At 27.0% G+C, this 12,243-nt stretch carries 12 protein-coding genes; 8 read left to right on the top strand and 4 right to left on the bottom strand.

All coding sequences use genetic code 11. From position 1 onward, the window contains the following. The first annotated feature begins 139 nt into the window (after nucleotides 1-139). Nucleotides 140-1,204 carry a PTS sugar transporter subunit IIC gene (locus O212_RS0106095; protein ID WP_024614246.1) on the top strand — a complete coding sequence of 355 codons (1,065 nt, stop codon included), beginning with the start codon at nucleotides 140-142 and terminating at the stop codon, nucleotides 1,202-1,204. A gap of 42 nt (nucleotides 1,205-1,246) precedes the next feature. After that, nucleotides 1,247-2,176: a 2-dehydropantoate 2-reductase gene (locus tag O212_RS0106090; RefSeq protein ID WP_024614245.1), complete on the top strand. Its 930-nt coding sequence runs from the start codon at nucleotides 1,247-1,249 to the stop codon at nucleotides 2,174-2,176. A gap of 61 nt (nucleotides 2,177-2,237) precedes the next feature. Here O212_RS0106090 and O212_RS0106085 read toward each other — a convergent pair whose 3' ends face one another. Continuing rightward, the gene (locus O212_RS0106085; RefSeq protein WP_024614244.1) at nucleotides 2,238-3,254 is read right to left on the bottom strand and encodes a TDT family transporter; all 1,017 of its coding nucleotides are present in this window, start codon (nucleotides 3,252-3,254) and stop codon (nucleotides 2,238-2,240) included. Nucleotides 3,255-3,641: 387 nt separating this feature from the next. Between O212_RS0106085 and O212_RS0106080 the strand changes: the two genes are divergently transcribed. Next, nucleotides 3,642-4,979 carry an amino acid permease gene (locus O212_RS0106080; RefSeq protein ID WP_024614243.1) on the top strand — a complete coding sequence of 446 codons (1,338 nt, stop codon included), beginning with the start codon at nucleotides 3,642-3,644 and terminating at the stop codon, nucleotides 4,977-4,979. A gap of 112 nt (nucleotides 4,980-5,091) precedes the next feature. Here O212_RS0106080 and O212_RS0106075 read toward each other — a convergent pair whose 3' ends face one another. Continuing rightward, nucleotides 5,092-5,655: a hypothetical protein gene (locus O212_RS0106075; RefSeq protein ID WP_024614242.1), complete on the bottom strand. Its 564-nt coding sequence runs from the start codon at nucleotides 5,653-5,655 to the stop codon at nucleotides 5,092-5,094. Nucleotides 5,656-5,773: 118 nt separating this feature from the next. Between O212_RS0106075 and O212_RS0106070 the strand changes: the two genes are divergently transcribed. The 4 genes from O212_RS0106070 to lgt all read left to right on the top strand — a co-directional run bounded on the left by O212_RS0106070 (nucleotide 5,774) and on the right by lgt (nucleotide 8,958). Continuing rightward, nucleotides 5,774-6,163, top strand: coding sequence for a hypothetical protein (locus tag O212_RS0106070; RefSeq protein WP_024614241.1), 390 nt, complete (start codon nucleotides 5,774-5,776; stop codon nucleotides 6,161-6,163). A gap of 228 nt (nucleotides 6,164-6,391) precedes the next feature. Continuing rightward, on the top strand, nucleotides 6,392-7,642 hold the full coding sequence (locus tag O212_RS0106065; protein WP_024614240.1) for a hemolysin family protein: 1,251 nt from the start codon (nucleotides 6,392-6,394) through the stop codon (nucleotides 7,640-7,642). Between the two features lie 61 nt (nucleotides 7,643-7,703). Further along, a complete protein-coding gene (locus O212_RS0106060; protein ID WP_024614239.1) occupies nucleotides 7,704-8,162 on the top strand; it encodes a nucleoside deaminase in 459 nt (152 codons plus the stop codon). Between the two features lie 10 nt (nucleotides 8,163-8,172). Then, nucleotides 8,173-8,958: a prolipoprotein diacylglyceryl transferase gene (lgt, locus tag O212_RS0106055; protein ID WP_024614238.1), complete on the top strand. Its 786-nt coding sequence runs from the start codon at nucleotides 8,173-8,175 to the stop codon at nucleotides 8,956-8,958. Nucleotides 8,959-9,008: 50 nt separating this feature from the next. On the opposite strand, the gene O212_RS0106050 is transcribed toward lgt, so the two are convergent. Together O212_RS0106050 and citG are read right to left on the bottom strand one after the other, a co-directional pair. Further along, complete coding sequence (locus O212_RS0106050) at nucleotides 9,009-9,974, bottom strand: sugar-binding domain-containing protein (RefSeq protein ID WP_024614237.1); 966 nt, start codon at nucleotides 9,972-9,974, stop codon at nucleotides 9,009-9,011. Nucleotides 9,975-10,065: 91 nt separating this feature from the next. Then, entirely contained in the window at nucleotides 10,066-10,926 is an 861-nt protein-coding gene (citG, locus tag O212_RS0106045; protein ID WP_024614236.1) for a triphosphoribosyl-dephospho-CoA synthase CitG, read from the bottom strand. A gap of 282 nt (nucleotides 10,927-11,208) precedes the next feature. Between citG and citC the strand changes: the two genes are divergently transcribed. Beyond that, complete coding sequence (citC, locus tag O212_RS0106040) at nucleotides 11,209-12,237, top strand: [citrate (pro-3S)-lyase] ligase (protein WP_024614235.1); 1,029 nt, start codon at nucleotides 11,209-11,211, stop codon at nucleotides 12,235-12,237. Nucleotides 12,238-12,243: the final 6 nt, after the last annotated feature.

Here is a 12,243-nt window from a genome sequence, read left to right as displayed (position 1 = left end):
AATTTATTATATAAAAATTAATATAATTAAAATTAAAAAGAAATATTATCCAAAATATTATAATATTTTACATATAATTTTTTATATGTGATAGAATATTATAGAGTAAACGATTAAATTGAAGGAAGAAGGGAGAAAAATGACTAAAAGTAGTACAGTTGAAAAAATTAAATTGACACCTAAGGATTACTTAGACAAAGTTCTTGCAGGAACAGCAACTGGAATAGTTGTTGGATTAATTCCTAATGCTATTTTAGGAGAAATATTTAAAGCTTTAAAAGTGTACTCACCTATATTCTCTAGCCTTTATAATGTTGTAAGCATAATGCAGTTCGTAGTTCCAGTTCTTGTTGGAACGTTAGTTGGTTTACAATTTAAATTTAATGCTATGCAATCAGTAATTGTTGGGGCAGCAGCATTTTTAGGATCTGGTGCTTATAAAGTAACAGAAACGGGAATACAGCTAGTTGGAATTGGAGACTTAATAAATATAATGTTAGTTTCTTTTATAGCTGTTTTTGTTATTAGATTAATAGGAGATAAACTTGGCTCTTTAACTATTTTATTATTACCTATTATTGCAGGTGCGGGAGTTGGAGCTGTAGGTTTATTTATGTTACCTTATGTAAGACAAATAACTATAGCAATAGGAAATTTAATTAATACATTTACAACTTTACAACCATTATTAATGTCTATATTAATTAGTATTTCATTCTCAATATTAATTATTTCACCAATTTCAACTGTTGCAATAGGTATTGCAATAGGAGTTACAGGATTAGGAGCTGGAGCAGCAGCAATAGGAGTTACTGCTTGTACAGCAATTTTAGTTATAGGCTCTAGAAGAGTAAATCAAAGTGGAGTAACACTTGCAGTTTTATTAGGAGCAATGAAAATGATGATGCCTAATTTAGTTGAACATCCAATATTATCGGTTCCTGTTATAGCAAATGGAATTTTAAGTGGTATAGGAGCTTATATATTTAATATTTTAGGTACACCAAGTAGTGCTGGATTTGGAATTGTAGGATTAGTTGGACCAATAGCAGCAATTAATGGAGCAACCGAAGGATTTGGAGGAACAATCTTTGGTGTTATAATGGCATTCTTTATAATACCATTTGTAGGTGGATATTTTATTGATTTATTCTTTAGAAAAGTTATACACTTATATGAGAACGATATCTTTAAATACATTTAATTTATAAAATTAACTAATGAGAATAGGAGAGTGAAGTATCAAATGAAAATTGCAATTGCTGGAGCCGGCGCAATGGGCTCACGTTTTGGATACATGTTACATGAGGCAGGTAACCAAGTTGTATTAATAGATGCTTGGAAGGAGCATGTGGATACTATTAATAAGAATGGGTTAACAATTGATGAAAATGGAACAACTAAACAAGTTAAAATTCCAGCTGTATTACCACAAGATGCAAAGGAAATACCAGATTTAGTTATACTTTTTACTAAATCAATGGGTCTTGAAAGTATGTTAGAGTCTATAAAAGGAATTTTGGGTAAAGATACAAAAGTATTATGTTTATTAAATGGATTAGGACATGAAGATACAGTTGCAAAACATGTTGATAAAAAAAATATTTTTATGGGAGTAACTTTATGGACAGCTGGATTAGTAGGAGCAGGACATGTTACATTAACTGGTGATGGTAGTTTAGAGGTACAAAATATTTATCCTAATATGGAAGATGAAGCAAAAAAAATATGTGAAGTATTAAATAATGCTGGATTAAAAGCACACTATAGCGAAAATGTTTTATTTTCAATATGGCGTAAAGCTTGTGTTAATGGAACATTAAATAGTTGTTGTACAATTTTAGATTGTAATATAAAAGAATTTGGTGAAATAAAAGAAGCATCAAGCATTATACGTAAAATAATTAGTGAATTCTCAGAAGTTGCTAACACTTATGGAGTAAAACTTGATGTTGAAGAAGTTGCTAAGGGAATTGAAGCGATTTATGATCCAAGTCAAGCTGGAGAACACTATCCATCAATGCATCAAGATTTAATTCAACATCATCGTCTTACAGAAATTGATTATATTAATGGATATGTATCAAGAAAAGCTAAAGAATTAAATATAAATACACCATATAATGATTTAATTACTAGTTTTATTCATGCAAAAGAGCAGTTATTAGTAAAATAAATAGAAAAAAAGAGACATATTTTATGTCTCTTTTTTATTATAAATTTAAAAGTTAGTTATTTTATTTGGAGTATAAAGAACCTCCTATTAGTTCTTCCTCTTTTTCTATATATGTGTAAGCTTTAGGACTTATAGCTTTAACAAACATATTAAGGAAGTTTAGTAATACAAATAGTACTACATAAGTTGCTATAAAGATTTCTATATCTCCTAAGAATCTAAAAATATCGCCTAAAACGATGTTTCCTAATCCTATGCAGTAAGATGATAACTTGTAAGCTGCAAGTGTTGCAATTGCAAGGGGGAATGTAAATGCTGCATAAGATGGTTTAAAGCCTTCTTTAAATAGTTTCAATATATATCCATAAACAACTACAAGTAATATTAAACCTGTAATAACTAACCAAGCTAGCATATATTTATTTGGATTTGGTTCTATTGTTAATATTCCAACTACTCCAAGTGGAGCTGGTGAACAAATTATACCTACTGTTGGAAGCTTGTGGTCATCTAATTTTTCACTTCTGAATACAATGTAAAGTACTACTGGTAGTAATAATGTGTAGAAGATAAATCCAAACATAAGCATGAAGTGAGCTATTTGTGGAATTTGAGGAATAACACCATCCATTCCTTTACTAGCGACACTACCTGTTATCATACCTGTATATACAATAAAACAAGTTGGCATTATATTATTAAAATTTTTTTCTTTAAATCTTATTATTGTATAGAAAATTACTATTGCGTAATGATATATTACTGCAGCAATCCATAAATAACTACAAACAACTGGGAAAGATGAATAGAAAAATGATGATATTAACCAAACTACCATACCCATAGTTGGATAGAAAGTACCTGTAACAGGATTTTTTAATTCTTCAAACATAACTTTAGGGAATCTTATTAGTCTTATTAACATTAGAATTAACATACAGACTGCAAGAGTAATTGCTATAGGTTTAAAATAATTTATACCTTTTATTTTCCAGGAATTACTTAACGTTATAAATGCTAGGCAAGTTCCACTAATTCCTATTGGATAATTCTTTAATTTATCTAAGTATTTTTTCATACTTAAGTTCTCACCTTCTTATCTTTAGTTTTTAATATATTTAAATCGATTAAGATAATTTTTTCGAAAATAATTACTTGAACACCTAGAATTATAATGTAAACTTAACAATAAGTAAAATATTATAATTTTATAAATAATATAATATTCTACCTATTATAATTTATAAAATATTTAAAAATAATTTTTATAAATTAAATCTTATAAATTCTAGTATAAAGCTAAATAAAAAGCCAAGAAAGAATAAATAAATTATTAAAAATCTATTTATATAGGAACACAATAAAATTTGTTTGTAACAAATTATTCACAATAAACATTTTATATTATATACTTTTATAATACAGCAAAAACTTATTTTAAATAAAGGGACTGGGGGGGATAAAATTGAATAAAAATAAGTATGGGCTATTTACAGCAATAGCAATGATTGTTGGAGTAGTTATAGGTTCAGGTATATTTTTTAAGAGTGATAATATACTTATAGCAACAGGTGGGAGTGTAAGCCTTGGAGTTTTAGTATTTTGTATAGCAGCTCTTGGAATTATATTTGGAAGTCTTACAGTATCAGAGCTTGCAGCTCGTAATTCAAAAGCAGGAGGAATAATATCTTATGCAGAGGAATCTTATAATAAATCTATAGCATGTTCATTTGGTTGGTTCCATACACTTTTATATTATCCAACGCTTATAGCAGTTGTTTCATGGGTTACTGGAATATATACATGTATGTTATTTGGTATAGATGGAACTTTAGAAATTCAAATATTAATAGGATTAGCAGTTGTTGGAATATTATATTTCTTTAATATATTATCAGCAAGACTTGGAGGATATTTTCAAAATGCTTCTACTATAATAAAATTAATTCCTTTAATACTTATGGCTATAGTAGGAATTATGTATGGAGATGTACAAAGTATATCAGTTTCGGAAGTTACTAATATGCAATCTATAGGGTGGATTTCAGCCATTGCACCAATAGCATTTTCTTTTGATGGATGGATAGTAGCAACAGCTATAGGTCATGAGATAAAAGATCCAAAAAAGAACTTACCTAAAGCTTTAATTATAGCACCATTATTTATATTAATAATATACATAGCTTATTTCGTTGGAATAAGTACATTTATTGGTGTAGATTCAGTTATGAATCTTGGAGATGCGCATGTTGATTTGGCAGCAAATAAAATACTTGGACCAATGGGAGCTAAAGTATTTATAACATTTGTAATAATATCAATAATGGGAACAGTTAATGGACTTATTATGGGAATAATAAGATCACCGTATTCACTTGCTATAAGAGGAATGTTTCCTAAATCAGATAAAGTATCAAAGATAAATGAAAAAATAGGAATGCCAGTAAACTCTGCCATAGTTTCATTAGTTGTAGTTTTATTTTGGGTTATAATTCATTACATAACTCAAAAGTTTGGAGTTTTACCAAACTCTGATATATCAGAAATATCAATAACTATAAATTATGTTTTATATATACTTTTATATATAAAAGTATTTAAAATGGGAAGAAGTGGAGAGATAAAAGGTGTTTGGAGAGGTTTAATAAATCCAATATTAGCAACTTTAGGTTCACTTATAATATTATTTGGAAGTATGGGAAATCAATTATTTTGGATTTATACATTATTTTGTGTAATACTATTAATCTCAGGAATATTATTTTGGAAATACAAAGGCAGTAAATATGAAGTTATAGAATAATAATAAAGGATATACTCAAAAATTTGAGTATATCCTTATTTTTTTAGAAATAAAAGATAAAAAAATCTTTATTTATAAGTAAAATAATTTAATTTTTGATATTTAATATATTTTAATCTAAAGTTTTTTTATAAATTATAGGACTTTCAAAGCCAAATGTTATTTTCCCATCTTTTTTAAACACTTCACTAACTTCTAAAATACCATCTTTAACAGTTTCTTTTAAAATAAAGGTTGTAACTGGTGTAAAGTGACTTATACTTTCTCCTTTAAATTCACCGTTCTCATAAATATAAGTCATTGGAGTAAACTTTTCTGATACTTTTAACTGGTTAAAATCCATTTTTAAATTAGAATTATCATTTCTAAAGTCTTCTTTTTTTATTTCGCTAGGAATATCATATGAAGTTAAAACAATATTTCCATCAGAATTTAAAGTGAATAAAAATAAGTGTGGAAGAGAGTTTTTGAATGTTCCCATTTCATAATAGCTTTCTTCTAACACAAAAAATCCATTAAAATTATCAGGAATATTAGAAATTTTATCATTGCAAACCTTGTTTATATGTCTAGCTTTAGGATGTATTAAATTATTTTTCTCTATTTCTAGTTTTATTTGCTCATCGTTATTAAAATTTCCACATAAATTAGTTATAAAAGAATTTAAAATATTCAAAACTAACACCTCCAAATAAATTCTATAAATTAAGTATATTACTTCGAATATACATATGATAGTCGAAATATAAATAATTAATATAATTTTGAAATTTCAATAGGATGGAGAATGTATTATGAGCATGCAATCAAAGGTAATAAGTAAGTTAGTGAAAATAAATGTGTATAAATGTGAAAGAGGCAAAATTATTATGGAAATTAAGTGTCTAAGAAAGGTTAATAGCAAATACAATAAGTATGAAAAATTTTTAAAGATGGCTATAACAAAGTTAAATGGAGTTACAGAGGTTAATTTAGATTCAAATAATGGTTTTGTAATTATAAATTATGATGAAAATAAGCAAAATAAAGAAAATGTTATTGATTGGGCATATAAAATAAGGGAAATAGGAATAGAAAATGTTGATTTGATAAAAAATAAAGGGAGAGACAATTTGGCTTACTTAGTAGAAAATTTAGAAAAAAAATTAGAATTAGAAGCTAAAAAGTATTTGTTAAAAAAATAACCAGCAAAAATCGACAAACTTCAAAGCATTAAAAACACTAGCATTAATAGACTTTTTATGACATAAAAATACAAGGTATTGTTAAAAAGTTAACGATAGCGAGAAAAATAGTTAAAATTTTCACAAATTCAAACCAAAGGTTTGAATTTGTATATATGTAAATCTTTTTCTCTGTGATATAATGGAAAATAATATAATTAATTTTGAATTATGGGAGAGTGATAACTTTTGGACTCTAGTTATACGGGGCAAATAATATTATTAATAGTGCTACTTATGCTTTCTGGATTCTTTTCAATGTCAGAGACTGCTTTAATGTCTTTAAGCAAAATTAGAATTAGACATATGGTAGAAGAAGGAGTAAAGGGAGCTAAGCTCGTAGAGAAATTAATAGAAGATCCAAATAAGCTTTTAGGAGCTATTTTAATAGGAAACAATATTGTTAATATAGGTTCATCAGCGATAGCAACTTCTTTGGCTGTTAAAATTTCAGGCGGAAGTGAATCTGCAGTTGCAATTGTTACAGGAATAATGACAGTTCTTATTCTTATATTCGGTGAAATTACACCTAAATCAATTGCGAAGCAAAAATCAGAAAAAGTATCTTTAAAGGTTAGTAAACCAATAAAATTTTGTGTTTTAATATTTAAGCCTTTTGTTTCAATATTTACTGTTATATCATCAGTTTTTATTAGGCTTTTAGGGGGTGACCCTAAAGCTACAGAACCATTTATTACTGAAGAAGAACTTAAAACAATGGTTGGAGTAAGCGAAGAAGAAGGCGTACTTGAAGATGTTGAAAAAGAAATGATATTTAACGTTTTTGATTTTGGTGATTTACAAGTTAAAGATGTAATGGTTCAAAGGGTAGATGTTACTGCTGTAGAGATTAATTCAAGTTATGAAGAACTTATGAAAGTAATAAAAGAAGATCAATTTTCAAGAATACCTGTTTATGATGACACTATAGATGATATAGTTGGAATCATTAATGTTAAGGATCTTATTATGGCGGGATATGAAGGTGGAGAATTTGATGCTAAGAAATACATGCGTGAACCTTTATATACATTTGAGTTTAAAAAGATAATTGAACTTTTTAATGAAATGAAAAAATCTAGAAATCATATGGCCGTTGTTCTTGATGAATACGGTGGAACTGTTGGTATTGTTACAATTGAAGATTTAGTTGAAGAAATAGTTGGAGATATCGAAGACGAATATGATAAAGAGAGAGAAATGATTGAAGTCATTAAAGAGGATGAATATGTTGTTGATGGAAGTGCTAGATTGGATGATATAAGTGATCTTATAGGTGTTAATATGGAATCAGAAGAATTTGATTCTGTTGGAGGTCTTATCATTGGAGAACTTGGTACAATTCCAAGTAGTGGGCAAGAAGTTATGATTGGAAAGATAAGATTTGTAGTCGAAGAAGTTGAAAAAAATAGAATCTTAAAAGTAAGAATATATACTTAAATTAGAGGACAGTTAAGCTGTCCTTTAGTTATATTTAAATTGTATTTGAAGTGGTGATTGTGTGGATTACATGAAGTTAGCTATTGAGGAAGGAAAAAAAGCATTAGAATTAATGGAAATACCTGTTGGGGCTATTATAGTAAAAGACGATAAAATTATTGGTAGTGGATATAATCTTAAAGAAACTAAAAAGAGTGTTATATCCCATGCTGAAATTATTGCAATAGAAAATGCTTGTAAAAATATTGGGGATTGGCGGCTCAATGGAGCTTCTATGTATGTTACTTTAGAGCCGTGTCCTATGTGTGCAAGTGCAATAATTCAAAGTAGAATTTCTAAATTGTATATAGGAACATTCAATAAGGATATGGGTGCTTGTGGAACTGTTGTGGATATTGTTAATAACAGGCATTTAGGTAGTTTTATTGATATTGAGTGGGTATATAATGAAGAGTGTAGTAATTTATTAAAAGATTTTTTTAGGAAGAGAAGAAAAGAGAAAAACATAAAAGAAAGATAGGAGAGATGTTATGAATGATCCAGTAGCTTTTAAAATATTTGGTTTTGATATTATGTGGTATGGTGTGTTAATAGGTTCTGGTATAGTGTTGGCATTTATATTAGCTTATTTTAATGCCAAGAAAAAGGGATTGAGTTTTGATAATTTAATAGATATGTTTTTAATTGCTTTTCCTTGCGCAATAATAGGGGCTAGAGCTTATTATGTAATATTTGAATGGAATAATTATAAAGATAATCTTTTTGATATATTTAACATAAGGCAAGGGGGTCTTGCTATTCATGGAGGTCTTATAGGCGCATTTTTAGCTGCTTTTATTTATACTAGAGTTAAGAAAATAAATTTTTTAGCTTATGCTGATTTAGTTGCACCATCAATAATATTAGCACAAGGTATTGGAAGATGGGGAAACTTTATGAATAGTGAAGCTCATGGTGGACCTGTTTCTAAAGAATTTATATCAAATTTCCCAATGTTTATTCAACGTGGAATGTTTATAAATGGACAGTATTATCATCCAACTTTTTTATATGAATCAATATGGGATATTTTAATTTGTATTGTATTGGTTGTTATACTTTACAAGGTTAAAAGAGGCTATGAGGGAGTTGTAATAAGTTCTTATATGATTTTATATTCTTTAGGAAGATTTTTTATAGAGGGATTGAGAACAGATAGTTTAATGTTTTTAGGGCTTAGAGTGGCTCAATTAATTTCTCTTGCAGGAATTATTTTAGGTGTTATATTTATTATAATTATTGTGAGAAAAAATAAAGAGAGAATGATTTTTGGATAAATTTATACATAATAAAAAGGAATGTATTTAAAATGCATTCCTTTTTTATTTTACTCAATATTTTCTAAGTGTAGCACTTTTGTTGCTGTTAGCTCATCTGTTATAAGGGTGTTTATTAAATTACCCTTAAGAGCTCCTAATATAGCAAAACACTTAAATTTTCCGGTTACTATACAAATTTTATTTTCTACAGAATTTATACAATCTATATCAACACCAAAAACTTTATTATTTAAATTTACATCTAAAAATTTTCCGTCTTTATCATATAATCTACCGTAAATAGCACCGACAGCTTCGTGACACTTAAACTCATTTTGATAAAATGATTCTTTCCAAAGTAGCGTTGAATATATAGCTTCTGGAGTACCAAGTCCTGTAAGTAATATATCCATTTTTTTTGACTTTAGAAGAGATTGATTTATTACTAATTCCATAGCTAAGTTTTTTCTAACCATATCATCCATTATATAAAGTGGTGCATATAAAAGTCTATAATTCGCATCATATTTACTTGATAATAAATGAACTAAACTTGGTGTATCCATGGTTATATTTTTTTTACCAGATGTACCAAATGGCTGAACAATAGTAAGTGGTAATTTTTTTTGAGGTTTTATATTGCTTATTACTTGATATAAAGTTTTTCCCCATGTTAATCCAATTGTACTATTTTCATTTATTATAGATTGAATATAATCAGCGGCTGTCTTGCCTATTGTTTGAGAAATAGATATAACATCATTATTATTAACTTTAAGTATGATTGCTTCCTTTAAGTTAAAATGTTTTTTGAATTTATTTTCAAGATAAGTTACCCTAGTTTCTGGGTGATTTATCTCTATAGTAACGATATTTTTATCGCGAGCTTCTTGTAAGTATTTAGCTATTTTAAAACGAGTAGTTCCAAATTCTTTTGCTATTTCTGATTGAGTTTTATTTTCGTTGTAATATAAATTTGATATATTAGCTAAAAATTCATTATATTGTTCTTCAAAATTTTCTTCAAATTTCATGTGACCATACCTCAGCTTTTAATTGTTTGTTGAATGCATTCTTAAAATAAGTTTATATATTTTAAGAATACATTCGGTTAACTACACTTAATTATAAAGTAAAATATTGCTTAATTCCATCTAAAAAAACTGTGATGGCTAATAAATCAGCGCTTCCACCAGGGCTGATTTTTCTTTCAGAGAAGTTTTTATCTAAGTTTTCTACTTTAGATTCTATAAAGTCTATATTTTCTCCGTTAAACATACTTAAAATTTCTTTTGATTTTAAATTAACTTCTTTTAATACAGATAATTTATGTCTATGTAAAAGAGTAGAATCCTCACAATGAGCCATTATGCACAAAAGTGTCATAAATAATCTTTGACGTTTAGCTATATAAGAATGAGATTTATAAAATGGAAGGCTATAATTAAAAACAGTTGGAAGTCCTCGTTCTACTTCTCCTCTAATTCCAGTTATTCCGTATTCTAAAAATATTTTTTCACCATATGTTTTTGGTTTGGTATTTAGTTTTGTTTTCAATTCGTTTTTTACTAAATTACATGATATTTTTTTTATTATATTAGGAATTTCTGAAAATGGAAGATTGTTATAAAATGCCCTAGAGACAGCGGCACAAGTAATTCCTAGTAAAAATATTAATCCTTTGTGAGTATTTATATCATTTGTAACAGAAAACATATTTTTTTCTATTTTAATTCCGATTGGTCTAATTTTTGAGAGTAATTTATCTTCAGGTATTTTTGACATACTTAACTCGCATATCTCTTTAAACAAAGGTCCGATTTCAGAAATGCTATCAAGAAATGTGTAATAATTCATATCTTCGTGAGCTCCATTTGATATTGGAGATACTAGACCAGGAGAGGGGTAACAACTAACCTCATATAATAAAGATTTTATTATTAAGCTATTAACTTTATTTATAAAAATTTGCTTTTCTACTCTCAAAATTCATCATCCTTTCTTTTAACATATGAAAAATATATCACAAATGATTGAGCTTAACAAATTATGATTTTTAAAAATAATATAAGATTACTTTTAAATTATCACAAAAAACATTGAAATATAAATAATATGATAAAAAAAGGCTTTATAAATCTTGTAAACGTTATAAATTAATGAAATTGTGAAAAAATATTGTTCTTTTGAAAAGATGTGATAAAATAAAAATATAAATAACAAATGTTTAAAAAATAAACAAATGTTAAAATTATAAGGAGAAAGGATATGTCAGATTGGAATTGTGAAGATGATTTTATTGATAGTTTAACTTTTGTTTTATTTAATCCTCAAGTAGATGAAAAAAACAGAACAAAAGTTAAGGAATTTTTATTAAGAGAAAATCTTAGATTTGTAGATACGATTAAATTTACTTTAGCAGTATTTAAAAATAAAGAATTAATAGCTACTGGTTCTTTAGATGATGATGTACTAAAATGTTTTGCAATTAGAGAAGATTTTAGAAAAAAAGGTTTAACAAATAAAATTTTAAATATATTGACAGAAGAGGCTTTTAAAAATAATAAAACACACTTATTTATATATACTAAACCTGAAAATTGTGAGCTTTTTGAAAGTCTTGGCTATCACAAAATAATAAAAATTCCTGAATTGGTTGTTCTAATGGAGAATAAATCTAACGGATTAAAAAAATATTTAGACAGATTAAAAAAACATAAAGTAGATGGTAATAAAATTTCTTCAATAGTTATGAATTGTAATCCATTTACTAATGGACATCTTTATTTAGTTGAAAAGGCAGCAAGAGAAAATGATATAGTTCATTTATTTGTATTAACAGAAGATAAGTCTGAATTTAGTGCAGAAGATAGAATGAAAATGGTAAAGTTAGGAACAAAACACTTAGAAAACGTTATCATACATCCTGCTGGAAAATATATAATTTCAAGTGCTACTTTTCCTTCTTATTTTATAAAAGATGAAAAGAACATTGTAAAAGCTCATGCGTATTTAGACTTAACATTGTTTTCTAAATATATAGCAAAAGCTCTTGATATTAATAGGAGATATGTTGGTGAAGAACCTTATTCTAATTTAACTAGAGAATATAATTATTACATGAAAGAAATATTACCAGAGTTTGGGATAAGTGTAATAGAAGTTTCTAGAAAAGAATTCAATAAAAATGCTATATCAGCATCTAAGGTTCGAAATTTATTGTCAGAAGGAAAGATACAGGAAGTTAAAGAGCTTGTACCAAAAACAACATTTGATTATTTAATGAATTTAAAATAAATTTTT

This window comes from Clostridium sp. Ade.TY, assembly GCF_000498355.1.
Lineage (GTDB): Bacteria > Bacillota > Clostridia > Clostridiales > Clostridiaceae > Clostridium.
The sequence above is the reverse complement of the archived record's forward strand: the minus strand, read 5'-3'. Positions and strand labels throughout refer to the sequence as shown.

Excerpts from the sequence above, each read along its gene's own strand:
- lgt (WP_024614238.1), top strand. The coding sequence starts at position 8,173 with ATGAATGATCCAGTAGCTTTTAAAATATTTGGTTTTGATATTATGTGG.
- citC (WP_024614235.1), top strand. The coding sequence starts at position 11,209 with ATGTCAGATTGGAATTGTGAAGATGATTTTATTGATAGTTTAACTTTT.
- O212_RS0106070 (WP_024614241.1), top strand. The coding sequence starts at position 5,774 with ATGAGCATGCAATCAAAGGTAATAAGTAAGTTAGTGAAAATAAATGTG.
- O212_RS0106090 (WP_024614245.1), top strand. The coding sequence starts at position 1,247 with ATGAAAATTGCAATTGCTGGAGCCGGCGCAATGGGCTCACGTTTTGGA.
- O212_RS0106085 (WP_024614244.1), bottom strand. The coding sequence starts at position 3,254 with ATGAAAAAATACTTAGATAAATTAAAGAATTATCCAATAGGAATTAGT.
- O212_RS0106095 (WP_024614246.1), top strand. The coding sequence starts at position 140 with ATGACTAAAAGTAGTACAGTTGAAAAAATTAAATTGACACCTAAGGAT.
- O212_RS0106050 (WP_024614237.1), bottom strand. The coding sequence starts at position 9,974 with ATGAAATTTGAAGAAAATTTTGAAGAACAATATAATGAATTTTTAGCT.